Genomic DNA, 25,277 nt, shown 5'->3' on the forward strand with positions numbered 1-25,277 from the left:
CGGTGTATGGATATTTGTCCATTTGTGCTGTATAACCATACAGCTATAAAACAACTTTAACCTCATTATTTGCATATCACGCCATAGGATACCGATATGCTGGATCAATGAAAGATAAATCGCAAAGCTTGCTCCTGAACCATGGCCCAACCGATAGAATTGCCAGCTGGATATTACCTTGACAACTTCAAAGCGTTAATTGAGTTTGTTCACCAACATTATTATTCGCTTTTGACCGAGGATGAACAAAATTTCTTCAAAACTTTCCAAGGGTTGGATATCCATAGCCAGCGTCTGTATGTACGCTTGTTATCTCGCAAAGGAGTGCCCTCCTCTAGCGGCGGTCTTTTCCGGCTGGAGAAGCTTAACTACTACGAAATAGATAGCATTGAAAATGCGGCTACTACTTTGAGTCACGCTGAATTACTCTCTTGTAACCCAGTATTGACGAAACAGGAGTATCTCCCCTTATTTACTAAAGCTGAATTACTTGCAGCTTGTCCTTTGGGGGCTTCTAAGTCTTTAAGCCGGCCTTCCCTCGAGCAACTATTGCTTGAAGACTCCAGTTCGAGTGACTGGTTTGTGAAGTTGCTTTCTCAGCACAAGGTACTAGCCGTCCAGGGTGCTGAGCATTTCCAGACTTTCAAACTGTGTTACTTTGGCAACTTGAATCAGGATCTTACCGACTATGTATTGCGGGATCTTGGGCTTTATCGGTATGAATCCTATCCACTGGATAAGCAAAATCTCCCCTTTCAAAGCCGCTCGCAAGTTGATCAGTATCTGCTTTACTACCAATGCCTGGAGCTGTTAGAAGAGCCATTACTGGAAGATGCGGAAACCATATTGGCCTTATCTGCTCAACTGCCAGAAGGTATCGATGGTGACTCAACCCTGGCTCGTCGGCTGGACAGAATACGTCTTAAGTTGGCACGACAGCTTGAGCGGCTCAATGCCCTTGAGCAGGCCGATGCACTATATCAACTTTGTAAAACCCCTCCCGCCCGTGAGCGCCGCGCACGAATTGCCGTAAAGCAAGGGTGCGACACTCTAGCATTGGAAATATGCGAGGAAATAATAGCTTCCCCTATGGACCAAGCAGAAAGAGAGTTTGCTCTTAGCTTTGGTTACCGCACAGCCAAACGAAGTGGAGGCCTCAACAACTGGCAGGCACCTCATAAAATCCAAGCCCCCACTGAAGTGATAAGTTTGGCGCAGGGGGAAAGCTGTGTTGAGCTACTGGTGGCAGAGCACCTTGAAGGTTCTAGCGGTGGTGAGTGTTTTTATGTAGAGAACACCCTATTCACCGGTGTGTTGGGCCTCTATATTTGGGACATACTATTTGCACCTGTGCCTGGTGCTTTTTTCAATCCCTTCCAGGTAGCCCCAGCTGATTTTCGCACCGCGGATTTTTACTATTCCCGTCAAGCGCTATTCATCCAGCGATTGGCTGAAATAGAGCATGAGTCTTTGAAGTCCCGTGTCCTCGCTACCTTTGCTGAGAAACAAGGTATTGCCAACCCTTTGGTTACTTGGGAGCCTTTGTCTACAGAACTACTTGAGGAGGCGCTGGATAGAATCCCACCAAGTCATTGGCGTTCAATTTTTACTCGCATGCTCAGTGACATCACACAGAATAGAAATGGGCTGCCAGACCTTATTTGCTTTACTCCCTCCGGCCACTATGAACTCGTGGAGGTTAAAGGTCCTGGGGATCGCTTACAAAAAAACCAAGAACGCTGGCTGACGTTTTTTGCTGAAGAGGCGATCCCTCATCGGGTAATTCATGTGGAGTGGCGCTAGCTTTGGATAGCTTAGAGTCGGCTGAGATTTTGAATCTTTCTGTGGGAGAGCTAGTCGCTTTTTCCTGCCGCAACGGAGATTTGATTCGGGAACCAACTTCAGGGCCCTCTGCCCAGGAAGGGATTCGGGCTCATCAGAAGCTACAAAGTCAGCGGCCCAAAGGCGCTGAGGCAGAATACAAGCTCAAGGCCCAAATAGATTGGATGGAACAGCAGGTTACTTTGAGCGGCCGGGTTGACATTTTCCACCCGAAAAGTGATTTGCATAAACCGGCTCAACTGGATGAAATTAAGACCACTTATTTACCTCCATCGAAGTTGCCCGAAGCCGCCAAGAAATTGCATTGGGCTCAGCTAAAAATTTACGGCTATTGCCACTTGGTCAATGAAGGCACTACAGGTGGTACAGATACAGTCGCCTTGCAAGTTGTCTGGTATAACCTCAAGGAGCGCAAGTCCTATCCAGAATGCATAGAGTACCGTTTTAGTGAGCTGGAGACCTTCACTCTTGAGGCTCTCACAAAATATTTGTGTTGGCACAGGGCTTGGCAGGAACATCGGCAGCAGCTTATTGAAACGGCGAAACAGCTCGCTTTTCCTTTCCCACAATACCGCCCCGGCCAGCGCCAACTGGCAGTGGAAGCCTACCGGTGTTTCCGGGACGGTGGTGAGCTGGTGGCTGAAGCACCCACGGGAACCGGCAAGACAATCAGCACCCTATTCCCAGCCATAAAGGCAATTGGCGAGGAAAAGCTGGATCAGCTGGTTTACCTGACAGCAAAGAATTCCGGTCGGCAAATGGTGCGGAAAACCATTGAGGCACTTCAGGCGAGTGGTTTGCAGTTATCTTTACTTGAAATTCAAGCAAGGGAAAAAACCTGTGCCTGTAACCTGGGGCTTTGTACCCGTGATGATGACGGCATCTGTCCGAGAACAAAAGGGTTTTATGATCGACTTCCAGTTGCAATGGATGCCCTGCTCGGCCGGCCCCAGTTAACTCCCAAAGAGATTGCTGATGTGGCGGATCAGCAGCAAATCTGTCCCTTTGAACTCTCCCTTCAAATATTGCCTTGGGTAGACTTGGTGGTATGTGATTTCAATTACGTGTTTGACCCTTTGGTACGCCTGGTCAGTTTTCAGGACCAGCGCAATCGCCGCGCACTATTAGTTGATGAAGCTCACAATTTGATCGACCGCGCCCAGGAAATGTACAGTGCAAAGTTATCCCGCCGTGATAGTCGCCGCGCAGCTAATGCTTGCAAAGGGCACTCTCCGACATTGCAGAGAAGTATTCAGTCTCTGGTTCGGGCAATTGAAAATTGGATCAAAAAATTGCGAGAAGTTGGTGTAGCTCAAAGCCGCAGTACTTTTGAAGGGGGTGAAGTTTGGGTCACTGCAGCAACAGGTGAAGCAGAGCATCCAGAACCGGTTTCCCGAGCCGTGCAAAAAGTGCTCTCCACGGTCAGCCAACTTATGGAAAGCTCTCAGTCGCCCCCGGAAGAAATAGCGGAGTGGTTAAGGTCTGTCTATCGTTACGCCGTTATTGAGCAGGAGCTTTCCGATCAGCATAAAGTCGTCACACGGGTGATTGACCGGGATGCTCCCTGGCAGGAGCAGGAAATTAAGCTACTTTGTTTAAATGCTGCACAGTTTTTACAGCGATCCTACCAGCAAAACCAAGCCGCTATACTCTTCTCTGCGACTTTGCGCCCAGCCAGCTATATATATAGTCAGCTGGGTGTAGAGCATGAGTCGCCCTACCTAAGACTGCCCTCGCCTTTTCAGCCGCAGCAACAGGGCGTTTTCCTGTGCCCATATATAGATACGCGCTACCAAGCCCGCGACCGCTCAATAGAGAACCTCGTCGACATTATTTCCCGTACCTTTTACAGCCGCGCAGGAAATTACCTGGTATTTTTTCCCTCTTATCGTTACCTGGAGCAAGTTGCTGAGAGTTTTAAGGCGAGATTCCCGGAAGTGTCCTTGTTACAACAGCTGCCGGGACAGGGAGAGACAGAGCGCGCTGAGTTTTTGTCTGGATTCAACGAAGGTAACAAGAGCCTTGGGTTTGCCATTATGGGGGGCATCTTTGGTGAAGGCATTGACTATGTTGGGGAGAAGCTGGTTGGCACTATTATCGTCGGTACTGGGCTCCCGCAAGTTAATGTTGAGCGGGAGCTACAGCGCGATGCTGCGGAAACCACTGGCATCCATGGATTTGACATCGCCTACCGCTATCCAGGGATGACTCGCGTACTGCAAACTGCCGGTCGGGTTATACGTTCCGAATCTGATAAAGGTGTGATCATTCTGGTAGATAGCCGCTTTTCAGAACCTTTTTATTGGCAGCTTTTCCCCGAGCACTGGCAACCGGCGGTTTGTCGCAACACCGATCAATTAACGGGCAACTTGGAGCAGTTCTGGAGCTTGAGCTAATCCAGGTTTTTAGGATTTGTACTCCCTCAGCCCAAATTTTCCCAGCACCCAAGCGATAAGTGTGCCGCTCAATATCCCTGCCGTATTAGCCGCGAAATCCAACCACTCACCTGTGCGATTCACGTAAGGTTGAAGTAACTCTATGCCACCGCTCCACAGCACAAAAAATAACCCTATTAGCCACCAGTAACTAGGCCTGCGTAGGGCGACGGGGAACATCAGTGCACTATAGGCAATTAAGTGATTGGTTTTGTCGGTGCCGGGTATATTGGGTACTTCGGGAAGCGGAAACAGGGATAGGCTCGTAATAATGCACAAAAACACCACTGTTAGCAGAATCCAGTAGTTGTAGACGAGCCTTAAGGGAAGTTGAATTATCATTAGTTCCTACTAATTAGGGTTACATTGTTAGCCTAGTGGCACTGCATCTGCATCCAAACATCTGAGAACTTCAGCTGCGCAAGGTCTTCATTGTGTATGGAGAAATACAATCTTCCTGCATCTCCCCACATAAAGCCACCAAGACTATTGAGTTCCAATAGCAACTGCCAATCTTCAGCTTTGCCTTTACTCATAACCCTTGCCGCATCTTCAGTTATACCATCGTACTGTACTGGATTGGGATAACCAGAAATTTGGAGTAATTTTGATCCTGTAAGGTTTTCCTTCAGGGTGCAATATGCATCAAGCAAATAATCATCTTCATCAAATATCTTTAACTCTTCATAAGGATACTCGCCTAAATCTGGAAGGGAAAAAGAGCGCTTGAACGATATTTTACTTTCAGGATAAATCGAAGGTAGTCTCTTTGGCTTTAACAGTCCCCAAAAGCGCTTTTTATGGATACCGGGGGCCTGGTGATTCGAGAGTGCTACATCAACCGGGATATAGATTATCCGTATAAAATCTTTCTCACCTCGCACATCCGCCCAAACTCCATCACAGTAAAAAAAGAGCAAGTAGCCTGCCGATGGCAGGATAGGTGAATTGACTTCTGCGCAATTGAGCTGAAGGAGAAACTCCAAAGGCAAACCTCGATAGAATGGCCACTCAAAGTCAGCAGGGACATCAGGGTGCCCCCCAATCTTAGATGAGCCCTGCTCAATAATATCAGAAGACAATTCAGCGGTAGTACATTCAACACACAGCGATTCTATTTCATTCAAAAAAGCTTCAAGACCGACCGCTTTAAGTTCTTTCAATAACAACGCTATATACACCCTTCAATATTCGCCCTGGCACGCTTTTCATATCTCTTATAGAAGTAATCAGTGTGATAAAGCCTCTCTTGAGACAAAAATTCCCTTAATAGTTCCCTGCGTTTCTTTTTGTAAATCATAATCGGTACCAGCCGATACTCTTTACGGACTTGTTTTTCATATGCTTCGAAAGCGCTTGTGCTGGCACCCAGGATCGTTAGGTCAATGTCGATTATTAGCTTTTCATCAATACTAACTGGCGTGTAATTGTGGCAGGTTGCCATAATCAATTGGTACACCCTATCCACTCCTGCGGGACAATACCCGGAATCGATCAGGAACTTTTTTGCCCATAGAGCACTGTTTTCTTCATTCTTAGAGGAAAAAGGCTTGTAAATCGCATCGTGAAACCAGATAGCCAGCTCGACCTCATGGGGGTGCTCGGCAAGCTCTGCAACTTTATCAAAGTGCTTCAGCATCGCATCAATGTGATGCCCTGTATGATAATGCCTGTGATTCTCTGCATACGAAGAAACCAACTTTTCGAAGCACTGAAGGGATTCAGGAAGATTGAGTGCCCCCATTAGGTTGAGCCATCTATTTTGGTTCATTGGCTAATCCCCGGAGCGTCATCTTTCCGTAAACCCGTAGCTTGTAAAATGTTTTTCCCTGCCAATACCAAATAAAGCCATGCCTTTCTCCATCGATTCCCCAATAATACGATATGAATATGCCAGCCTTTTTCCCTTCGAGCACTATAACCACTGTAAAGGAGAGTATAGGCTTCTGGGTCATCGACTATTGATTCGGCAGCGCTTTTAGCATGCTCAATGCCAAGTGAAACCATCTCACTAACCTCCTCCTTACTTGGCTCTCCCTGGGATTTTGGAAAAACCAAGAGGTGGTAATTCGGTATTAAGTCTCTACGAACCCTGATCAACCGGCAATTATTCCCAGAGGCTAAGGTAATATTCGCTTTGTCTTCTGATGAATTGCCAAATACCTGCTGCTTCATGAATCCTCAGATACTTATTTACTTTTGTACCAGAGTGCAAATTGAGAACTGACAAAGACGCTATTTGCGCCCATTCCGCATAGTAAGTATCGGGATACCACTCTGACAAGCCGCTGGCCACTTCATTGGGGAGACAAGCTAGCTTTGGTAGGCAAACTTTAAAGGCAGTTAGCCAACGTTGCGGTTAACTCCTGGGTTTTGAGGAAAGCTCGTTTAATCGAATCCCGGTGCCTTTCATCAGCAAATTCCTGGTACTCTGCATTGATTTCATGAAACTCCTCAACCCCCAAATAGTGGCTTAAGGTTCGGATATGTGGCCCCAGGTGATTCATTTGCTCACGGATTCCTCCTTGTCCAAAGCCAAACTCCCCGGCAGAGGTGATTAGCACCAGCTTTTTGCCAGACATAATAGGCTCTAAGGGGAAGTCACCACGGTCTAAATCGAAGGTGAACGTCTTGTTGATACGAACAACTTGATCGAACCAGGCCTTAAGTGCGGCAGGCATGCCGTAGTTATACATCGAAGTGGACATAACAATGATATCCGCCTGGGATAGCTCATCAATTAAGGTGTCAGAAAGCGCGACCAAGGACTGTTGCTCCTTGGTGCGATCCGCTTCAGGCGTAAAAACCGAGGCAATCCAATCTTGATTAATAAAACCTGGTGGATTTAAACCGACATCTCTATGGATAACTTTATCTTTAGGCCTCTTTTCTAGCCAGCTGCTTATAAAACTCGCGGCAACTGCTTTGGAGATTGAGGTATGCCTGGGGATATTCGCACTGTCTTGTGGTGCTGCTAAGCCGCTCCACTTCTGTGCACTAGCGTCAATATGTAATAGTGTTTTCATAGTCTGGAACCTTTACTAAACCGCCTGAAGGTTCATCTATGGTGATGCTGGGGAGTATCCTTGACAAACGAGTTATTTCTTCTTATAGATGAGGAAAACTCATCTATAAGAGATTCTGATCGGTGTACCCAAACCTGCCCTCCCTCAACGCCCTCAAAGTATTCGATGCCGCCGCGAGACTGGGCAGTTTCAAGAGAGCTGCGGAAGAACTCTTTATAACGCCGACAGCCGTATCACATCAGATAAAGGGTTTAGAGGAATCCCTGGGTACAACATTATTCGAGCGCAAAACCCGTGCCGTGCAGTTGACCAGTGAAGGGCAGATGCTCGCTCAAACTACCTCTCAAATTTTTCAGCAGCTCACTGAAACGGTGAGTGAAATAACGTGTTCAAAGAAAACACTGACCGTTAGTACGACTTCAAGTTTTGCTGCTATGTGGCTTGTGCCCCATCTGGAGAATTTTTATCAGAAATTTCCAGATATCATTGTTTCAGTAGTGACCGGGGAAGAAGTGAGTGATATCGAGCGAGATAGACGCATCGACATCGCTATTCGGTACGGGAATTATGATGAAAGTACAAAAAATGCCCTCCACTTGGCCACCGAAACAATCGGTGCCTACGCTGCACCAAGCTACCTGACTCAGATTAGGGATATTTCTGAAGCTCAACTTCTGGAAACAAAATGGGTCAACTCATCACTTCCACCGCTGAACTGGCAAACTCTCCTCAAAAGAAAACTTGATGGCATTCGGGTGCGGCAGTTTGACCAGGAGCATCATGTAATCCAGGCCGCCTTGGCTGGCCAGGGTATTGCGCTAGTAAGTTCGCTTCTTGTTCAAAATCCTTTGCGCAATCAATGGCTGGTCCCCTACAGAGGAGACTCCAAGCTTTCAGGGATTGAGGGATTTACCTATTCCGCATTAATACCTAGCCGCCATTCAAGAAATGGAAATGTGTTGGCTTTCGTAACCTGGCTGAAGGAAGCACTTCGCGATTCTCCCTATAGTTAGGTACATCCGACTGGCACTGAACTCGCCTTCGGACTTGCCGAGAGTAGGTATGTACCTAATCTAAGCTCACACCAAGAGCACAACATATTGTGCTCGTCTATTAACCAATGTGCCATATATAGTGATCTGGATCAATTGGCGTTCCTGTCTCTTCGATATGCTCTCCCCACAAATTGTGAGGAAGTCCGATGACCAGTACCGCTATACCCGACAGCGAAGCCGCACCAGCTTCAGAACAGATTTCGCAGGTAAGTTCAGATCAACTGTTGGTGCGTAAGCGAGATGGCAGGACACTGGCTTTTGATGCTCGCAGGATCACTTTGGCTCTTCTCAGTGCTGGCCAGGCAACGGAATCTTTTGATCAACAGGAAGCGGAACAACTTACCGAATCTGTCCTTAAAGTGATCAAGCACCGCTTTGATAGTGGTGAGCCCATTGATATTGAAGAGATTCAGAATATTGCTGAACAGGTATTGATCAATAACGATTACATTGATACTGCCCGCGCCTATATCGCTTATCGGGGGCGGCATGCGCAAATGCGCACTGATCGGCAAACACTGGTGGATGTCGGTGCTTCTATTGAAGAGTATTTAGAGCAAGCGGATTGGCGAGTTGCAGCCAATGCGAACCAGGGATATTCCCTAGGGGGATTGATCCTGAACAGCGCAGGTAAAATGATTGCCAACTATTGGTTAAATCATGTTTATTCCCCTGAGATCGGCGCAGCACATCGGGATGGCGATTTACACATCCACGACCTAGATATGTTGGCTGGATATTGTGCAGGTTGGTCGCTGCGCACCCTATTACATGAAGGGTTGAATGGTGTTCCGGGAAAAGTCGAATCGGCACCGCCGGCCCACTTGACCAGCGCGGTCGGACAGATTGTTAACTTTCTTGGAACACTGCAAAACGAATGGGCGGGCGCGCAAGCATTTAGCTCTTTCGATACCTATCTTGCGCCTTTTGTGCGCAAGGACCAGCTGGACTACGCGACCGTACGCCAGTGCATTCAGGAACTGATCTTCAACCTGAATGTGCCATCCCGCTGGGGCACCCAAACCCCTTTTACTAATCTCACTTTCGACTGGGTTTGCCCCCAGGATTTGCGCGAGCAGGTGCCTGTGATTGCCGGTCAGGAAATGCCTTTCACCTATGGCGACCTGCAAGAGGAAATGGATCTAATCAACCGCGCCTATATCGAAGTCATGAGCGAGGGGGATGCGCGCGGTAGGGTATTCACCTTCCCTATTCCCACATACAACATCAGTCAGGATTTCCCTTGGGAGAGCGAAAATGCTGAGCGGCTGTTTGCCATGACCGCTCGCTACGGTCTGCCCTATTTCCAAAACTTTATAAATTCAGACCTGAGCCCAAACATGGTTCGCTCCATGTGCTGCCGCTTACAGCTTGATCTACGTGAATTGTTAAAGCGCGGTAACGGCCTCTTTGGCTCCGCCGAACAGACAGGTTCGCTCGGCGTAGTAACTATCAACTGTGCCCGCCTTGGATATCTCTATAAAGGAAACTGGCAGCTTCTGCTCACCCAACTGGACAAACTGCTGATACTTGCCCGTGATTCACTTGAAGTGAAACGGAAAGTCATCCAACGGCATATGGATGCAGGTCTGTTTCCTTACACTCGCCGCTACCTGGGGACACTGCGCAACCACTTCTCCACGATCGGGGTGAACGGCATCAATGAAATGCTGAGAAACTTTAGTGGCGACAACGAAAGTGTGGTTACGGAAGATGGGAAAGAACTGGCCGAGCAATTACTCGACCATATCCGTATGCGCATGACTGAATTCCAGGAACAAACCGGGCATCTCTACAATCTGGAGGCAACTCCGGCAGAGGGCACTACTTATCGGTTTGCCCGCGAAGATCGCAAACGTTACCCGGATATTATGCAGGCAGGTAGTAGTGAAGCGCCCTACTACACCAATTCATCCCAGCTACCAGTGGGCTTTACCGATGATCCCTTCGAGGCCCTGGCCCGACAGGAATCCCTCCAATCCCGTTACACCGGTGGCACTGTGCTTCATCTTTATTTGGGCGAACAGTTGCCTGATGCCGATAGTTGCCGCCGCTTATTGCGGCGTGCTCTGGAAAACTACCGCCTGCCCTATATCACCGTGACCCCGAGCTTTTCTATTTGCCCGGTCCATGGATATCTGAGTGGCGAACACGAATTCTGCCCACGCTGCGACGAAGCTCTCCTGGCCCGTGAGCATTCCTGTTGTAGCGACTAAACCATACTTTCAAGGAGAAAGACCATGAGCCAACAAGATACTTTATTGAGAGAAGAAGATCGCACCCGCTGCGAGGTATGGAGCCGGGTAATGGGGTACCACCGCCCAGTTTCATTTTGGAATCCGGGAAAACAATCAGAGCACAGGGAGCGCCAGTTCTTTGTGGCGGACAACAGCAGGAATGCACTAAAAACTTATGAGTAATAAGTTACGTGTCGGTGGATTCACGTCGTTTACGGCAATCGACTTCCCCGGCGAGTTGGCAGCGGTGGTTTTTTGCCAGGGATGTCCCTGGCGCTGCCGCTACTGCCATAACGGCGATCTACTGCCTGCGCGAGCACCCAGTGCCTATGACTGGGATCAGATCCTCACATTTTTAGACAGTCGCCGGGGCTTGCTGGATGCCGTTGTGTTTTCCGGTGGAGAGCCCACCGCCCAGAATGCCCTGGAACCTGCGATTGCCCAAGTTAAGGATCTGGGATTCAAGGTCGGGCTTCATACTGCGGGAATCTACCCCCGCAGGCTGGAACGCCTGATCCAAAGTCTTGATTGGGTGGGGTTGGATATCAAAGCAATGCCGGAAAACTACCCTTCCATTACGGGTGTTGATGGCAGTGGTGCGGCTCCTTGGCAATGTGCGGAGCTTCTCGCTCAGTCCAAGATACCTCTGCAAGTGCGCCTTACCAGGCATCCGAGCCTCACAACTGATGCTGAACTGAATCAAATACGGGAGAAACTTAGCGGTATTGGTATTGAAAAGTTGGAGATCCAGCGCTGCAATAGTGAGCAAGCGATTGATCAGACGTTGAGGTTCTTAACTTGAATGATAAAACCTAGTTTAGCTGTGCTAATGCGTCAGGAATCGGGGTTTCGCCCCCAATGAATTCAAAAACCGCACCGACTGTTTTGGGCTCATCCAGCGCAGAGGTAATTACCTCTGCAACATCGGCTCGGCTGATCTCTATGTCTGGCCCCGCAAATAAATCGCTTATGCTGATTAACCCCGTTCCCAAGGTGTCAGTTAGGGCACCAGGTCTCAATATCGTGTAATCGAGGCCACTTTTTTTTACATATTCATCCGCTATATGTTTGGCTTTTAGATAGGGTTGGAGCTTTTCAGGCCCCTGCTCTGATCGCCCGGCAAAAATGGAACTCAATAGAATAAAGCGCGATATACCCGCGCTTTTCGTTGCATCACAAAGATGGATAGCACCATCCCGATCCACAGACTCCAATGCTTTACCCTTGGAGCCCGCAACAAAAATGACTGCATCTTGCCCCTTTACCGCATTGTTTAGGGACTCCTTCCTTGTCAGATCTCCAAGAATGGGGCGCGCACCTGTACTACGAAAATTATCTCGTTGTGATTCCGTGCGGACCATAGCGGTTACCTCGTGCCCCTTGCCGACAAGTTTACCCACAAGGATTTGACCGATTGCACCGTTAGAACCCGCCACAAGTACTTTCATTGCTCTACCCACGTCTATATTGCGCTACTTAGAAGTACCGTATCAGCTTTTGATTGACAAACTCTTTAATACCTAGTTCTCCCAGCTCCCGGCCATAGCCGGATTTCTTCACTCCTCCCATAGGCATACTGGCGTAGCTTGAAGCGGCATGGTTAACGAAGGCAGTACCACATTCCAACTGTTCCGCGACACGGCGGCCTCTTTCATGGTCCTGGGTATAGACAGAACCACCCAGGCCAAAGGAGCTATCATTGGCCAACTTAACCGCTGCCTCCTCATCGGGAACTACCCAAACACAAGCGATGGGGCCGAACAACTCCTCTACGGCTGCCGGGGAACCAGCGGGTATTTCAGTTAATATACCCGGCTCGATAAATGCGCCATTGCGCTTACCCCCCACTAGCAGTTGGGCGCCAGCCTTAACGGACTTGCTGACTTGATCCTCCAGTTGCTCAGCGGCCTTTTCAGTACATAACGGACCGTAATCTGTACTTTCTACAAGAGGGTCACCGGGTTTCAGCGCTTGGAACAGCTTGGTAGCTCGGTCTAGGAATTCTTCAGCAATGGGCTCAGTTAGAATGATTCTCTTCGCAGCCAAACATATCTGCCCGCAATTGCCCAGCTTTCCCTCCGCAAATCGCTGTATCGTTAAATCCATATCCGCATCTTCGAGCACGATAAATGGATCAACACCGCCCAGCTCCATAACAGTTTTCTTTACATTGCGGCCAGCTTGCTCTGCAACCATTGCACCGGCGGCATTGCTGCCAGTAAATGAGATTCCTTTGACCCTATCGTCATCAATAATGGAGGCAGCCCCACCGGATGTGATCGGTAGATTGGTATAGACTCCTTCCGGTACCCCTGCATCAAACAACAGCTGTGCGAAGGCTTCGGCACACTGGGGAACATTAGAGGCATGTTTAGTAAGTACAACATTGCCGGCGATCAAGTTGGCGGCGGTAAAGCGAGCCGGTTGGTAGAAGGGAAAGTTCCATGGTTGGATGCCGTAGACCACTCCTAAGGGCTGGAAGACTAAAGTACCCTCCCCTTCGCGGGTGGAAAGCTGCTGTGGAGCTAAGATTTTTTCGCCCTCTTCGGCGTAGTAGTCAAAAATTTCAGCACAAAGTGCCAATTCACCTTGACCATCACTGAGCTTCTTACCCATTTCTAACGCCATCAGGCGGGCAAGTTCTTCGGATCGCTCCTCAAATAGGTTGCTTGCACGCTTTAGTATCACTGCTCGATCACTAAAACTTCGGTTTCTCCAACTTACAAAGGCTTTGTCTGCGCGACCGATCGCCTTGTCGAGATCCTCTTTTGACATTTCGTGATAAGTCTTCAGAGTTTTACCGTTCAAGGGGTTGACGGAAATCAGTGGACGTTTTGACTTTGTCATGAATAGACTTCCAACGGTTGCTTTAGGAACCGCTAAAGAACTATTTGGAATAGTACCAGTGCGGCATCTACGAGTGTTTGCAAAAGTGTAGTTGCTGAGGTTTGGCATACCACTGCTTGATGGATCAGCTAAAGTCACATCATTCTTTCTTATAGACAGCTGATAGGCAGTAATCTTTGGTGAATAGCACTTAAAGCTAATGGAACACCATTAAGAGATTTAGGTACTTTATGAGTACCACCGTGGCATAAAGATCAACTGCAGAGCTTTTAGAACATACCGACTACATAGAATCGAATCTGCTCAAACAAGCTGCATGATGTTCATCGTTAAGCCACTAGCCCTTTTGAAACAAGTGTTAATTCACAAACTATAATCGCAGGACTTAGTAGCTCTTACTTCCTTATCAGCGCTTGATTGCAGGTCTATGAACGTTTTCTGCTTATTAGCGCCTTTGTAACAGGACCGTAAGAGCGACAGCAGCCGCTTCAAGGATCACAGTGTGGCCAAATAATCGGTTAATCTGCTATGGATAACAACGCCCTGTATAAAAAGAAACAGCTAACACCTGAAGAAGCAGTTAATTTAATCCCAGACGATAGCGTTATTTCTATCGGCATGCGCACCGCTAGCCCACCAGCCCTACTTTCAGCACTAGAGAAGCATATTCGAAATGGATTTATTACACATTTAAAAGTCTATTATATGCGTTGTGGGAAGGTCGCGACGGAAACTATTTTTCAAGAAGATCTAATGGACCGGGTAAGGCCTTACTCTTCAATGCTAACTAAAGACGAAGTTAAATTAGCAAATGCTGGTTTTTCAAAAGGGGAAAAATATATTAACTATGTCCCTATATCTTTTAGTCGATACCCTCAAATAATCAGAGAGCAAGTTAAAATAGATGCTTTCCTGGTAACTGTGGCGCCGATGGATAAGCATGGTTATTTCAATTTTGGTACTAATGGTGATTATGCTATTGAGTTGTCGCGCCACGCAAATCGATTAATTGTGGAAGTGAATAAAAATATGCCACGTACAGCGGGGGCCACCTTGTTGCACATTAGTGAAGTGGATGCCATTGTTGAAAACACTATGGAATTAGCGGAGGAATCTCCAAAAGAGATTACCGATTTAGATAGGAAAATTGGTGACTACATTGTTCCGTTAATACCTGATGGCGCAACTATCCAAATGGGTATTGGTGCTATTCCGAATGCAGTTTGTGAACAACTAACTAAAAAGAAAGATCTGGGCATTCATACCGAGGTAATAACACCAGGTATGATTAAGCTTATTAAGTCTGGAGCAGTAACTAATGCCCGAAAGACAATTAACCCTCATGTGAGCGTATTCACTTTTGCAGCTGGAAACAAAGAACTATTTGACTTTATAGATGGCAATCCATCTATGTTCTGCCTGCCCGTGTCATATGTGAATGAACCCCAAATAATAGCCCAGATCGATAATATGATTTCAGTTAACTCATTTATTGAGATTGATTTCAGTGGACAGGTCAATGCGGAATTCATTGGACATCAATTCTCGGGTGTTGGCGGGCAACTGGATTTCGTGAGGGGAGTTTACTACTCAAAAAATGGGAAGACTATTCTGGCCAGTAGCTCAACGGCACAGCGTGGTAAAACCTCCAGGATAGTTCCACGTTTGAAATCTATCACCACAGACTCTCGGTTAGATATCGATTACGTGGTAACCGAGTACGGATCTTGCCGACTTATGGGGAAATCAACCACAGAGCGGACCCTTGCCTTGATTGAAATTGCACACCCTAAATTCCGTAAGAGCTTATTGGAGCAGGCCAAAGAGCAAAACTTTATTTGAGCGATACAATGATTAATTTAAAGCTTTTCCCCGCATTGTTATTCACCCCTGGAAACCAACCGAAACGCTTTGCTAAGGCGTCTGAAGTTGGGGCGAATGGAATAATCGTTGATCTTGAAGATAGCGTACCAGTGGAGGACAAAGATAGTGCCAGGGATATCGCGATCGATTTTTATTCAAGGCCAAGCTCGAATGGTGTTATAAGTGCAATTCGGATAAATAGTTTGTCAACGATCAATGGAATAAAAGATTTGGCCGAAATTATTGATAAAAAGCCATTTATAGATGTGGTGCTTTATCCGAAAACAGAATCTCAACATGATATCAACCTTATCAGTGAGCTCTTGAGCGAAGCCTATAAGGATATTTCGATTATAGCCTTAATTGAAACCGCTCAAGGAACATCCAATTTATATGATATCGTTAACTGTAGTTCTGAAAAGTTGCAAGGTTTGATGTTTGGAGCCGCTGATTATGCAGCCGATCTGAATTGTGAATGCACCCCACAAGCACTCATATGGGCGCGTATGAAAATGGTCGAAGCTGCCGCACTCAAACAGATAGCTTGCTATGACTCCCCCTGTTTTAACTTTAAGGATGAAGGTGGACTAGTTAATGAACTCCATGAGGCTCAATCGCTTGGCTTTAGTGGCAAGGCAGCTATTCACCCTAAACAGGTAAAAACTATCAAGTTATCTTTTAGGCCCACACTAGACCAGTATAAGGAAGCAAAGGAAATCGTTCGTATCTACAATGAATCCTCAGGTAAAGCCTGCCAATATGAAGGCCGAATGATAGATATCCCGATCTATTCTAAGGCTCAGCAAATAATCTCAAACTTTAATAGTCTTAGCTAAAGGCTACTCCAGCGCAAATCTGCCAGTGCTCCGGGTATATCCAAGCGAACTTACAATCACTCAATCAAGGAGGCAATCTTAAATGGAATTTAACCCCTATAAACAGATTGACAACAATCGATATCGCGAAGATTTTGGCTTCTACTTCGAGGACTTTGTAGAAGGTATCATTATCGAGCACCGCCCAGGTAGGACATTGACGCGAACAGACAATACCTGGATGACCCTGTTAACTATGAATACGGCGCAACTCCATTTTGATGCCCATTACGCAGAGAGCACTGAATGGAACCTTCCATTAGTAGATAGTACTCTGACATTGGCTATTGTCACGGGTATGACTGTAAATACTATTAGCAAGAAAGTTGTTGCCAATCTTGAGTGGGACAAAGTTAAACTGCTTAAACCTGTTTTTGAAGGTGACACGGTTTATGCAGAAAGTGAGGTCATTTCTAAGCGTGAATCCAAGTCTAGGCCAACACAGGGTATTGTTAGCGTAGAAACCCGTGGTATTAATCAGCGAGGAGATACTTTTATGAGCTTTCAGCGAACAGTTCTGGTTTATAAGAAAGGCCACGCTCCTAATTATGAGATCAAAAAATAACCTAACAGAAAGGCTATCTCATTGGTATATATGCACTTCTTTAAGTCGATGTCCGATTAGACTCACTTCAATGAAAAGGAAGGTATTGATGTTATAAAAGTAAGATTACAAAAAGTTGCAATATAAAGTAACGGTTGTGCTAGATAGTTTTTATCTCCGTATATTTTTCGATTCCTGCCTCCGCAGCAAGAAGTGGATTCAACTTTGCAATGATGGTTTTTAAGTGATCTGTATTCCAATGCATCATTTCAGCTTCAGAAGACTCCCAAACTTCTAGTGTAGTGAAAACATTGCCTTCATCCAGTGAGGGTAAAATTTTATAGGATAAACAGCCAGACTCTTGTTCTGACTTACACGCCAGCTCGATTAAAAGTGCTGATGCCTGAGAAGTATATTGTGGGCGGACTGTGACTTTTGCCATAACGATTAAATTAGTCATATGATCTCAGTACATAACGATTAGTATTGTGAAATTAAGGAGCCTCTGAATAACTCTGTAATACCTCTGCGGGTCTTGAAGTCTGCAGATGTTAGACGCAGCTCGCCGTGAACGGCCGTAGCCCTTTGCAAGAGCGGCAACGCAGCAGCTGTGGCCTTCAAGACCCGCCCTTCGGGGCTTGCAGAGCGATGCACACTCCGCGTTGCGACTTCTTGAAAGGTCTAGATATTCCTGCGAAGCCGCACCTTGATTGTGAACTGCTCTGCATGCCAGAGGTATCACGAAGTTATTCAGAGGCTCCTTAAGACGTGCGCTTTACTACCAACAGTACACCGACAACCATCATGGCGAGACCAATAAGGCGCTTGGTATCCAAGCTGGTTTGCTGCGGACCCAGTAGCCCAAAATGGTCGATAACGCTGATGGCGAGCAGTTGCCCCAGAAGAACGAAAGATACTGCATTACCCACGCCATACCTTGGCGACACCCAAGTCACACTCAATATATAGAAAGCTACTAGAATCCCACCCAAATAAAAGTACCAGGCAATATCTTTGCTAAAAACAGCACTGGGTAACCCCTCCGTTTTCAAGAGATAGGCCGCGGAGATTACAAGTCCAACGAGAAATAGCAGTGTAGTTGCCAGGGCTGAACTACCAAGCTTAATACCGAGACCACTATTTAGCGTTGCCATTACCGGTATACCAATGCCTGCAATAAGCATTAGAGACGGGTAGATAACTGCATTTTGCACTACGGGACACCTCTACTTAGAATCATGAGCCGACCCCAGAGGGGCCGGCCAGGCCATGTACTAGCTGGCAAGCTGTTTGGCGATGGCAACACCAACACCGTGTGCACTTGCCGGGTTTTGGCCGCTAATCACTCGCCCATCTTCAATAACAAACTCCTGCCAAGGTTGTACTTTGTTGTAGCGGGCAGCGCCCCTCGCCAAAGATTCTTCCAGCAAAAATGGGATGTCATTAATGGTGCCGAAGTCAATCTCCTCCTCACGAGTGAAGCCGGTGACAGACTTGCTAGCCAAAAGCTTTTCGCCATTGCTCAGGGTGATAGGCAGGAAACCAGCGGGGCCGTGGCACACTGCGGCCAATGTGCCACCCTCTTCGTAGATCTCGGCACTTAGCTTTGCGAAGTCGTCGTTAGTTGCCAAGTCAGAAAGCAGACCAAATCCGCCGGGGTAGAATACTGCATCATAGTCTGCAGTATTCAGCTGGCTCATAGGGATGGTGTTATTGATACGGTTTTGGAAATCTGAATCATTAAGCACCTTTTGGTTGATGTCGTCACCTTCGATATCAGTGCCATAGAGTGGTGCTTTCCCCCCTTTAATAGAGGCGATGTCATAGTCGAGACCACTCTCCATAAATACGTGAATCGCGTGAGTCAACTCAGGTGAGTAGGTGCCATTTGCCTGGTCAGTTTCACCAAGGGTGGCGTGGTTGGTCATTGGTATAAGTACTTTCTTCATGTTTCTTTCCTCTGTTGGTCAGCATTCAGTGGGGAGGGATTGTAGATTGTCCCTCTTCTGCTGATAATGTGTAAAATCTGTTAAATACCTTTGCAGAATGGCAATAATCGAGTTTGAGAAACATGGAAAATTTTGACGGCATAGTCGAGTTTGTAGCGGTGGCAGAAAGCCAAGGTTTCTCAGCGGCTGCCAAGCAACTTGGCTGCAGTACTAGCCATGTGAGTAGGCAGGTCTCCCGTCTGGAAGAGCGCTTGGGCTCATCCCTTTTGGCCCGCTCAACACGTCAGGTAAGTCTGACCCAGGCCGGGACCGCCTATTACCAGCGGTGTAAAGAGTTAGTGATTGGCCTGCAACAGGCGAATGAGCAGGTTAGCCAGCAACAGTTTCAGCTCAATGGAACACTAAGAGTTAGCGGAGCTGGTATCTTTGCTGAGCAATATGTTGCCCCTGCCCTGATGGAATTTGGCTTGAAACACCCGGGGTTGAAAATCGACATGGACTTCAATAGCAGGATGGTCAATTTCGTCGAGGATGGGATTGATTTTGCCATACGCTATGGTCGCCTTGAGGATTCCGGCTTAGTTGCTCGTAAACTGGCCGACCGCCAAATGATGGCCGTCGCAAGCCCGAGTTACCTGAAAGAAAATGGTATACCCAATCACCCCGATCAACTAAAAACGCAGAGTTGCTTGGTGGCTAACAATGATGAATGGGTTTTTGACCTGAATGGAGAGCCTGTAAGCGTAAAGGTTAGTGGGCGCTGGAGAACAAATAATGCCCATGCGATCGTGAAAGCTTGTGAGCAAGGCCTGGGTATAGCTTATATGCCCAAAAGCAGTTTCAGTGGTTCAATTCAGCAGGGCTTACTGGAGCCTATCTTGGAATCTTTTTGTGGGCGCGGAGCAAGTAGCTGGATCGTGTATCAGAACCGTCGCTTTTTACCGATGCGAGCGCGAATGGCGATTGACTATTTGGTTGATTACTTTTCTGACTGGGTTGAATAGAAATCAATTAGGTTCGTTGGCAGGAATAGAAGCACTCCCCATTTCTTGCAAGCCTTCAATCCGGAGGATTAATATCCACCCTCCTCCAATCAACTGGCATTGATTATGGTCCTGACCAGGGCATTTTATCGCAGTGGTCACACTGCAACCCAGCAACGACAACCCGTTTCGTTTGTGGATGTCAGAAAGCGATTCGGCTTTCGCTCAATTGCTGTTGGCCGATGGGTCACTCGCGAGGAGCGCGATCGGGCCGCTGGGCTTTTTTATGATGCACTTGTTGATCTAATGGCCATTCTTCAAGGACCGGAAGCGTTGGTATCCCTCCGAGGTACATTGTCTTTTCAATATGGAATCGGCGGGCGCCCGGGGATGGCTGCCTTTTATGACCCTACTGCCCGGAGCTTTTCTCTCGCCAAGAACGCAGGACCTGGCTCTATTGCCCATGAATGGTTTCATGCATTTGATCATTACTTGGCCCAAAAAGCGTTCAGTGATGCGTCCAGTACCATGTATGCTTCAGAGGCCTGGTTGCGGAATGCAACTCCAGTACCCCACCCGCTCAATGACTTACTTTTTACATGCTTTAAAACTGTGATGCTGGATGAGAGTGGTAATAACCCCAGTGACTTGGTGACTGCTTCCGTCAGTGCCGATAAAGCAAATGGTTCTGTCTACTACAGTGAGCCTGTGGAGCTGAGTGCTCGGGCTTTCGAAGCATTTATTCAGGATGCCAGTATCAACAACAATTTTTTGGTTGCAGGCTCAAAGGCTAGCCAAGAGGCAAAGTTGGGACTGTATCCACAGGGGCAGCAACGTAGGAAAATTAACCAGGCTTTCACAGCCTATTTTTCCTATTTAGGGCGAAACCTTAGGGCTTCCACAGGTATAGACAATGACGTCAACCCTTAGGAATACCTTTCTTCTTGGCACGGCCCTTCTCGCTGGTGTAGTCGCTTGGGTGTGGGCTGAACTTTCAAAAAGCTATGAAATGATTGCAATAGCCAGCGATCCCGTGTTGTCTGCGGAGCGTGGATTTATTGATGCGGAAGATGATTTCATTCATAACCGGGCTAAGTTCGTGGATGTTTATTCTCCAGGGGTTGGCCATGTAACGCCCGGGATACTAGAAGAAGACTTGCAAGGTAAGCTCGCTAAGTTCAGGCCTCAGGAAATATTTTTGCTATGTGGAACCGGCTTTCATATTGAAGATTACGCTCTGGATAGCGAGCAGCACGAACACAATAAATTTTACGCTCAAGCATACAATGCCAAGTTATTGGAGCTCATCAGCAGTTCAGCCCAGCGCTATGACTGAACGAATACTCATCTCTTCAACTAACTATATTTAGGCTTTGCTCATTGTGGTAATTTGCTCCACAACCAGTTTGCATACAGCTAATGTCTTCATGAGCCAAAAACCTTCCACACAATCCAACATCCTTATCGTTGAAGACGATCGCGGTCTCAACGACCAACTTTGCGAAATGATCCAAAGCGCAGGATACCAGGTCAACGCTTGCTTTGATGGCAATACCGCACTGCTGGAAGCTGCCAAGCAACAACCTCAATTAATTTTGCTCGATTTGATGCTGCCGGAAATGGACGGTATTTCTCTACTCAAAATTTTACGCAAAACCAGTCAGGTTCCGGTCATCATCCTAACTGCCAAAGGCGCTGAAGAGGAGAGGATCGCAGGTTTTCGCCATGGAGCAGATGATTATGTGGCCAAGCCATTTAACAAGACCGAACTGTTACTGAGAGTTGAGGCGCTATTGCGCCGCAGTCAACCAGTGATGATGGAGGCCATCCACCATACAGAAATCGACAACCTGCAACTCGATTTGAATGCTCAGCAAGCATTCACCGGCGATCTGGCAATTGATTTTACCGCGACCCAGTTTAAATTGTTGTGGGAGTTAGCGGTTCACCGGGGAGAGGTATTGAGCAAAGCCTATCTCTCACAGCAGGTTCTCAACCGTACTCTGGGTGCCTATGACCGCAGTTTGGACATGCACTTGAGTCGAATCAGGCGCAAGCTGACTGGAGCAGGATGGCGTGGAGACCGCTTACAAACAGTACATGGCAGAGGGTACTGTTTGAAATGAACCGCAAACTTTTATGGAAACTATGCCTTCTAATTACTGCGGGCATTGTCTCTCTCTTTTACCTGATCAATTCCCTGACTATTCGCACCGAGGAGCAGATGAGTATGCTGGAGGCATCTCATCGAGAGGAATTGAAACAGTGGGGCAAGGAGGCGGAAGCGCGGTTTCTCTCCGGCAACGAAGGTGAATTGGAGCAATGGTTGAAAGAATTGCAGGAAAAGGAAAACACCTGGGCCACAGTTACCCAATATGAGTTAACCCATGTTGCTGGTGCGACGGGTAATGAACATCGTTACATCGGCTATAACCTCGGCCGGGATGTGGATTGGAAGGTCCACCTGTATTTTGAAGAAAACCCGGTGATGGAAATTCCTTTTGCAACCGCGCAAACCAGTCTCTTGGTACTTCTTCCCGATAGGATGCGTCCCGGCAGCAACTGGAAAACAACGCGACTCCTGCTGCAAATACTCCTGCCAATGGGAATCCTAGCTTTAGTTTCCGTGATGCTCTATCGCCATATTATGCACCCGCTGCGCAAACTTGAGCAGGCAACACGGGAGTTTAGTCGGGGAAACTTTGATGTTCGAGTGCACCGCCAATTGGGAAATCGTGACGATGAGATTTCTGAATTAGCCAAAACTTTTGATCAAATGGCGACTCGGATAGGTGAGCAAATCGTCAACCAGCGCCAGCTAATCGCGGATCTATCTCATGAACTGAGAACTCCACTCACCCGACTGGATATTGCCATAGAGGGAGCTGGCGCAAGTCACGCTGATGATAAAAATATCCAGAGGATTCAGCGGGAGTCTGCTCATATCAGACGCCTGGTAGATGATACGCTCACCCTTGCCTGGCTGGATAACGAACAGCCTTCTATAGGTATCGAAGACTTGGATCTGGTCGACCTTATCGATGTGATTGTCGAGGATGCCCGTTTCGAATTTCCCGATCGCACTATCTGCACTCATTTGCCAGACTCGGCTGAAATAAGACAGTCTAATCACAAGGCGGTAGGACAAGCCTTGGAAAATATCTTGCGTAACGCCATGCGCTATACCCCGAAGGGACAAGCCGTTCATGTCCTTCTGGAGGGAAATACGAAAAATAGATTTGTTATTGATATTGAAGACTCTGGCCCCGGAGTACCTGAAGCACTACTGGACAGTATCTTTAAGCCTTTCTTCCGAGCTGATCAGTCTCGCACATCAAAATCGAAAAATTTTGGGCTGGGCCTGGCGTTGGCGCGACGCCAGCTACATAGCGTGGGCGGAACCGTAGAAGCCTCCAACCGCTCTGTAGGAGGATTGTGTATGAGAGTAACTCTCCCCACTCAATCTTTGGAGCCTGCATAAGGTAACCCTCCAACACACTGATGCAACTAAATGTAACAAATGCAACACTGCTGTACTTCGCAGTCGCCAATAGGAATAATTCGCATTTGCAAATAAGTAACTCTGTGAAGGACAGCCAATGGCCCGCAACATTTCTCACAATAAGTACGCGTTACTCCCCTTGATGGTATCCAGCGCCCTGGCCTCTGGCATCAGCCAGGCACAGGAAGTGCAGAAACAAGAGGATGCTGCTGAAAACCCAATGGAAACCGTAGTTGTTGTCGGTGTGGCAACTGATACCGAGATTACGCCTGAAGAGCTTGATATGCAGCAGGCAAATGATCTCAGCGATATATTCCGCCAGATACCCTCCGTATCTGTTGGTGGGTCACTGGGGATTGCGCAAAAAGTCTATGTCCGAGGTATGGAAGACACACTTCTTAATGTGACTGTTGATGGTGCTCCACAAACAAGCACCCTCTTCCATCATATTGGTCGGGTATCGATAGAACCTGAGCTGTTGCAAAAGGTTGAAGTGCAGGCTGGAGCCGGTGAAGCTACCAGTGGGGCTGGCGCCATTGGCGGTGCTATCCGCTTTGAGACCAAAGATGCGGATGACCTACTTGATGACGGTGAGCAGTTTGGCGCAATAGTGAAAGGCGCTTTCTTTAGTAATGATGGTGAGAAAGCCAGTGCTTCAGTTTATGGAAAGATAACTGACAACTGGGGACTACTTGGGTCATTTGTAACCGTTGATCGCGACGATATGGAAGATGGCGACGGTGACACTATCTATGGTACAGCTTCCGAACAGGATCTCGCCTTTATAAAATTAAGTGGCGATTTGTCTGAAGATCAAAAACTGAGTGTCAGTTTTGAACAGCGGGAAGAATCAGGCGAGTTCAGTAGACATCCCAACTGGCCCGCCCTTCAAGGCGATACTCTCTACCCGATGGAAGCTGAGCGCCAGACCTTTGTTGTCAACCATCAGTTTTCTCCCAGCGATCTGATCAATCTGGAAACAACGGTTTATCATACAAAATCAGAAGCATGGCGGGAGCTATGGGACTACGTTGCTTCCGTGGAATCCATCGGTTTTGATTTACGTAATACCAGCAGTGTTGGTCAACATACCATCACCTATGGCATTGAAGCTCGTGAGGATGAAGTGGAAGGGGTGGAGGGAGGCCTCAACTCCTGGCTTGAAGAAGGACATGTTCGTGGAGCTTATATCCAGGATCATTGGCAGGCTACGGACGCGCTATTGCTAAGTTTTGGACTTCGTTACGACGAATACGAGCTGGAACAAGTGACTCATGATGACGAGACGGATAGCCAGGGTTTCAGTCCCAATATTGGAATGAGTTATTCGCTTACCGATGCACTCACCTTTACTGCGGGTCATGCAACAGCGATGCGCGGCAAGGAGGTTGGAGATGGGTTTACTCTGTGGTCGGCAACTCTTGATCCTGACCTGGATGCTGAGACGGTCGACAATACCGAGTTGGGGCTAGAATACAGCCTGGACGGCCTTCAACTAAAAGCCGCTATCTATCGCAGCACTATCGATGACGTTATTTTTGATCAGGTCGGGCGTCCCGTTTATTATGAAAATATTGGTGAGCTGGAAACTGAAGGGTTTGAACTCAGCGCCTCATATGTTTGGGATCAGTTAACCATCAGTGCCGCATTCAGCCACAATGATTCGGAATTGAATGGAGAGACTGTAGAGGGGTATGAGCACAACGGTTTAGCAAATGCTCGCGGCGATACATGGAACCTGACCACCAGCTATGCTATTACACCGAAATTAGAGTTGGGCTGGAATTTTACACTGGTACAAGACTTAAATGATATTGAGGTTTTACACCGCTCAGTAGAGGTCGACGACGATGTCGACAGTATCCAAGAGGTTGACAAGCCCGGTTACCAAGTACACGATCTTTACTTGCACTGGGAACCACTGGCAGATGACAGTCTGAATGTGAATTTAGCGGTTCAAAACCTGTTTAATGAGCACTATCGGGATCACTCCAGCGTAGCAGATTATACAGATATTACCGGGTTTGGTAGCGTAGCCGGAATTTATGAGGCAGGCCGCGATATCAGGTTATCAGTAGACTACCGCTTCTAATTTCCTTTATTTGTTTTATTAACTATC

23 protein-coding genes and 1 pseudogene are annotated in these 25,277 nt (G+C 47.4%); 14 read left to right on the forward strand and 10 right to left on the reverse strand.

Annotated features, from left to right (window positions below; translation table 11 throughout):
- Positions 1-141 precede the first annotated feature (141 nt).
- Both ACJJIQ_RS07985 and ACJJIQ_RS07990 read left to right on the forward strand, forming a co-directional pair.
- A complete protein-coding gene (locus ACJJIQ_RS07985; protein ID WP_445364252.1) occupies positions 142-1,803 on the forward strand; it encodes a VRR-NUC domain-containing protein in 1,662 nt (553 codons plus the stop codon).
- A gap of 2 nt (positions 1,804-1,805) precedes the next feature.
- Positions 1,806-4,238 carry an ATP-dependent DNA helicase gene (locus ACJJIQ_RS07990; protein WP_445364253.1) on the forward strand — a complete coding sequence of 811 codons (2,433 nt, stop codon included), beginning with the start codon at positions 1,806-1,808 and terminating at the stop codon, positions 4,236-4,238.
- 9 nt (positions 4,239-4,247) lie between these two features.
- Here the strand turns inward: ACJJIQ_RS07990 and ACJJIQ_RS07995 are convergent, their stop codons facing one another.
- The 5 genes from ACJJIQ_RS07995 to ACJJIQ_RS08015 all read right to left on the reverse strand — a co-directional run bounded on the left by ACJJIQ_RS07995 (position 4,248) and on the right by ACJJIQ_RS08015 (position 7,303).
- The gene (locus ACJJIQ_RS07995) at positions 4,248-4,619 is read right to left on the reverse strand and encodes a VanZ family protein (RefSeq protein ID WP_444917156.1); all 372 of its coding nucleotides are present in this window, start codon (positions 4,617-4,619) and stop codon (positions 4,248-4,250) included.
- Positions 4,620-4,651: 32 nt separating this feature from the next.
- Positions 4,652-5,440 carry a YwqG family protein gene (locus ACJJIQ_RS08000; RefSeq protein WP_445364254.1) on the reverse strand — a complete coding sequence of 263 codons (789 nt, stop codon included), beginning with the start codon at positions 5,438-5,440 and terminating at the stop codon, positions 4,652-4,654.
- A gap of 8 nt (positions 5,441-5,448) precedes the next feature.
- Complete coding sequence (locus ACJJIQ_RS08005; RefSeq protein ID WP_445364255.1) at positions 5,449-6,048, reverse strand: HD domain-containing protein; 600 nt, start codon at positions 6,046-6,048, stop codon at positions 5,449-5,451.
- Positions 6,045-6,452 carry a hypothetical protein gene (locus tag ACJJIQ_RS08010; RefSeq protein WP_445364256.1) on the reverse strand — a complete coding sequence of 136 codons (408 nt, stop codon included), beginning with the start codon at positions 6,450-6,452 and terminating at the stop codon, positions 6,045-6,047. The genes ACJJIQ_RS08005 and ACJJIQ_RS08010 overlap by 4 nt, the downstream gene beginning before the upstream one ends.
- Positions 6,453-6,610: 158 nt before the next feature.
- A complete protein-coding gene (locus tag ACJJIQ_RS08015) occupies positions 6,611-7,303 on the reverse strand; it encodes an FMN-dependent NADH-azoreductase (protein WP_445364257.1) in 693 nt (230 codons plus the stop codon).
- Positions 7,304-7,425: 122 nt separating this feature from the next.
- On the opposite strand from ACJJIQ_RS08015, the gene ACJJIQ_RS08020 reads away from it, so the two are divergent.
- The 3 genes and pseudogenes from ACJJIQ_RS08020 (at position 7,426) to ACJJIQ_RS08030 (ending at position 11,397) form a co-directional block, all read left to right on the forward strand.
- On the forward strand, positions 7,426-8,316 hold the full coding sequence (locus ACJJIQ_RS08020) for a LysR substrate-binding domain-containing protein (RefSeq protein ID WP_445364258.1): 891 nt from the start codon (positions 7,426-7,428) through the stop codon (positions 8,314-8,316).
- A 188-nt stretch (positions 8,317-8,504) separates the two neighbouring features.
- A pseudogene (locus ACJJIQ_RS08025) lies at positions 8,505-10,778 on the forward strand (ribonucleoside triphosphate reductase).
- Positions 10,771-11,397 carry an anaerobic ribonucleoside-triphosphate reductase activating protein gene (locus tag ACJJIQ_RS08030; protein WP_445364259.1) on the forward strand — a complete coding sequence of 209 codons (627 nt, stop codon included), beginning with the start codon at positions 10,771-10,773 and terminating at the stop codon, positions 11,395-11,397. The pseudogene ACJJIQ_RS08025 and the gene ACJJIQ_RS08030 overlap by 8 nt, the downstream one beginning before the upstream one ends.
- A gap of 10 nt (positions 11,398-11,407) precedes the next feature.
- Here ACJJIQ_RS08030 and ACJJIQ_RS08035 read toward each other — a convergent pair whose 3' ends face one another.
- Positions 11,408-12,043 carry an SDR family oxidoreductase gene (locus ACJJIQ_RS08035; protein ID WP_445364260.1) on the reverse strand — a complete coding sequence of 212 codons (636 nt, stop codon included), beginning with the start codon at positions 12,041-12,043 and terminating at the stop codon, positions 11,408-11,410.
- A 28-nt stretch (positions 12,044-12,071) separates the two neighbouring features.
- Positions 12,072-13,442 (reverse strand): NAD-dependent succinate-semialdehyde dehydrogenase, encoded by a 1,371-nt coding sequence (locus ACJJIQ_RS08040; protein ID WP_445364261.1) that lies wholly within the window; start codon positions 13,440-13,442, stop codon positions 12,072-12,074.
- A gap of 528 nt (positions 13,443-13,970) precedes the next feature.
- Here ACJJIQ_RS08040 and ACJJIQ_RS08045 point away from each other — a divergent pair.
- The 3 genes from ACJJIQ_RS08045 to ACJJIQ_RS08055 all read left to right on the forward strand — a co-directional run bounded on the left by ACJJIQ_RS08045 (position 13,971) and on the right by ACJJIQ_RS08055 (position 16,745).
- Positions 13,971-15,284, forward strand: a complete 1,314-nt coding sequence (locus tag ACJJIQ_RS08045) for an acetyl-CoA hydrolase/transferase family protein (RefSeq protein WP_445364262.1) — start codon at positions 13,971-13,973, stop codon at positions 15,282-15,284.
- Positions 15,285-15,292: 8 nt separating this feature from the next.
- Positions 15,293-16,141: an HpcH/HpaI aldolase/citrate lyase family protein gene (locus ACJJIQ_RS08050; RefSeq protein ID WP_445364263.1), complete on the forward strand. Its 849-nt coding sequence runs from the start codon at positions 15,293-15,295 to the stop codon at positions 16,139-16,141.
- An 82-nt stretch (positions 16,142-16,223) separates the two neighbouring features.
- On the forward strand, positions 16,224-16,745 hold the full coding sequence (locus ACJJIQ_RS08055; RefSeq protein WP_444913061.1) for a MaoC/PaaZ C-terminal domain-containing protein: 522 nt from the start codon (positions 16,224-16,226) through the stop codon (positions 16,743-16,745).
- 139 nt (positions 16,746-16,884) lie between these two features.
- On the opposite strand, the gene ACJJIQ_RS08060 is transcribed toward ACJJIQ_RS08055, so the two are convergent.
- The 3 genes from ACJJIQ_RS08060 to ACJJIQ_RS08070 form a co-directional block, all read right to left on the reverse strand.
- The gene (locus tag ACJJIQ_RS08060) at positions 16,885-17,184 is read right to left on the reverse strand and encodes a putative quinol monooxygenase (protein ID WP_445364264.1); all 300 of its coding nucleotides are present in this window, start codon (positions 17,182-17,184) and stop codon (positions 16,885-16,887) included.
- Positions 17,185-17,485: 301 nt separating this feature from the next.
- On the reverse strand, positions 17,486-17,938 hold the full coding sequence (locus ACJJIQ_RS08065; RefSeq protein ID WP_445364265.1) for a DMT family transporter: 453 nt from the start codon (positions 17,936-17,938) through the stop codon (positions 17,486-17,488).
- A 60-nt stretch (positions 17,939-17,998) separates the two neighbouring features.
- Positions 17,999-18,673 (reverse strand): type 1 glutamine amidotransferase domain-containing protein, encoded by a 675-nt coding sequence (locus ACJJIQ_RS08070; RefSeq protein ID WP_445364266.1) that lies wholly within the window; start codon positions 18,671-18,673, stop codon positions 17,999-18,001.
- A gap of 122 nt (positions 18,674-18,795) precedes the next feature.
- Between ACJJIQ_RS08070 and ACJJIQ_RS08075 the strand changes: the two genes are divergently transcribed.
- The 6 genes from ACJJIQ_RS08075 to ACJJIQ_RS08100 all read left to right on the forward strand — a co-directional run bounded on the left by ACJJIQ_RS08075 (position 18,796) and on the right by ACJJIQ_RS08100 (position 25,250).
- On the forward strand, positions 18,796-19,677 hold the full coding sequence (locus ACJJIQ_RS08075) for a LysR family transcriptional regulator (RefSeq protein ID WP_108733243.1): 882 nt from the start codon (positions 18,796-18,798) through the stop codon (positions 19,675-19,677).
- Positions 19,678-19,782: 105 nt separating this feature from the next.
- Positions 19,783-20,586, forward strand: a complete 804-nt coding sequence (locus ACJJIQ_RS08080; RefSeq protein ID WP_445364267.1) for a CLCA_X family protein — start codon at positions 19,783-19,785, stop codon at positions 20,584-20,586.
- Entirely contained in the window at positions 20,570-20,992 is a 423-nt protein-coding gene (locus tag ACJJIQ_RS08085; RefSeq protein WP_445364268.1) for a hypothetical protein, read from the forward strand. The genes ACJJIQ_RS08080 and ACJJIQ_RS08085 overlap by 17 nt, the downstream gene beginning before the upstream one ends.
- Positions 20,993-21,083: 91 nt before the next feature.
- The gene (locus ACJJIQ_RS08090; protein ID WP_445364269.1) at positions 21,084-21,782 is read left to right on the forward strand and encodes a response regulator transcription factor; all 699 of its coding nucleotides are present in this window, start codon (positions 21,084-21,086) and stop codon (positions 21,780-21,782) included.
- On the forward strand, positions 21,779-23,137 hold the full coding sequence (locus tag ACJJIQ_RS08095; RefSeq protein ID WP_445364270.1) for a sensor histidine kinase: 1,359 nt from the start codon (positions 21,779-21,781) through the stop codon (positions 23,135-23,137). Before ACJJIQ_RS08090 ends, ACJJIQ_RS08095 begins: the two co-directional genes overlap by 4 nt.
- A 118-nt stretch (positions 23,138-23,255) precedes the next feature.
- The gene (locus ACJJIQ_RS08100; RefSeq protein ID WP_445364271.1) at positions 23,256-25,250 is read left to right on the forward strand and encodes a TonB-dependent receptor; all 1,995 of its coding nucleotides are present in this window, start codon (positions 23,256-23,258) and stop codon (positions 25,248-25,250) included.
- The last annotated feature ends 27 nt before the right edge of the window (positions 25,251-25,277 follow it).

The organism is Microbulbifer maximicatervae (SeqCode) (assembly GCF_052468295.1).

Coding starts and splice junctions, on each gene's coding strand:
- ACJJIQ_RS07985 (WP_445364252.1), top strand. CDS start 142: ATGGCCCAACCGATAGAATTGCCAGCTGGATATTACCTTGACAACTTC.
- ACJJIQ_RS07995 (WP_444917156.1), bottom strand. CDS start 4,619: ATGATAATTCAACTTCCCTTAAGGCTCGTCTACAACTACTGGATTCTG.
- ACJJIQ_RS08005 (WP_445364255.1), bottom strand. CDS start 6,048: ATGAACCAAAATAGATGGCTCAACCTAATGGGGGCACTCAATCTTCCT.
- ACJJIQ_RS08010 (WP_445364256.1), bottom strand. CDS start 6,452: ATGAAGCAGCAGGTATTTGGCAATTCATCAGAAGACAAAGCGAATATT.
- ACJJIQ_RS08015 (WP_445364257.1), bottom strand. CDS start 7,303: ATGAAAACACTATTACATATTGACGCTAGTGCACAGAAGTGGAGCGGC.
- ACJJIQ_RS08030 (WP_445364259.1), top strand. CDS start 10,771: ATGAGTAATAAGTTACGTGTCGGTGGATTCACGTCGTTTACGGCAATC.
- ACJJIQ_RS08035 (WP_445364260.1), bottom strand. CDS start 12,043: ATGAAAGTACTTGTGGCGGGTTCTAACGGTGCAATCGGTCAAATCCTT.
- ACJJIQ_RS08040 (WP_445364261.1), bottom strand. CDS start 13,442: ATGACAAAGTCAAAACGTCCACTGATTTCCGTCAACCCCTTGAACGGT.
- ACJJIQ_RS08045 (WP_445364262.1), top strand. CDS start 13,971: ATGGATAACAACGCCCTGTATAAAAAGAAACAGCTAACACCTGAAGAA.
- ACJJIQ_RS08050 (WP_445364263.1), top strand. CDS start 15,293: ATGATTAATTTAAAGCTTTTCCCCGCATTGTTATTCACCCCTGGAAAC.
- ACJJIQ_RS08055 (WP_444913061.1), top strand. CDS start 16,224: ATGGAATTTAACCCCTATAAACAGATTGACAACAATCGATATCGCGAA.
- ACJJIQ_RS08060 (WP_445364264.1), bottom strand. CDS start 17,184: ATGACTAATTTAATCGTTATGGCAAAAGTCACAGTCCGCCCACAATAT.
- ACJJIQ_RS08070 (WP_445364266.1), bottom strand. CDS start 18,673: ATGAAGAAAGTACTTATACCAATGACCAACCACGCCACCCTTGGTGAA.
- ACJJIQ_RS08075 (WP_108733243.1), top strand. CDS start 18,796: ATGGAAAATTTTGACGGCATAGTCGAGTTTGTAGCGGTGGCAGAAAGC.
- ACJJIQ_RS08080 (WP_445364267.1), top strand. CDS start 19,783: ATGGTCCTGACCAGGGCATTTTATCGCAGTGGTCACACTGCAACCCAG.
- ACJJIQ_RS08085 (WP_445364268.1), top strand. CDS start 20,570: ATGACGTCAACCCTTAGGAATACCTTTCTTCTTGGCACGGCCCTTCTC.
- ACJJIQ_RS08090 (WP_445364269.1), top strand. CDS start 21,084: ATGAGCCAAAAACCTTCCACACAATCCAACATCCTTATCGTTGAAGAC.
- ACJJIQ_RS08095 (WP_445364270.1), top strand. CDS start 21,779: ATGAACCGCAAACTTTTATGGAAACTATGCCTTCTAATTACTGCGGGC.
- ACJJIQ_RS08100 (WP_445364271.1), top strand. CDS start 23,256: ATGGCCCGCAACATTTCTCACAATAAGTACGCGTTACTCCCCTTGATG.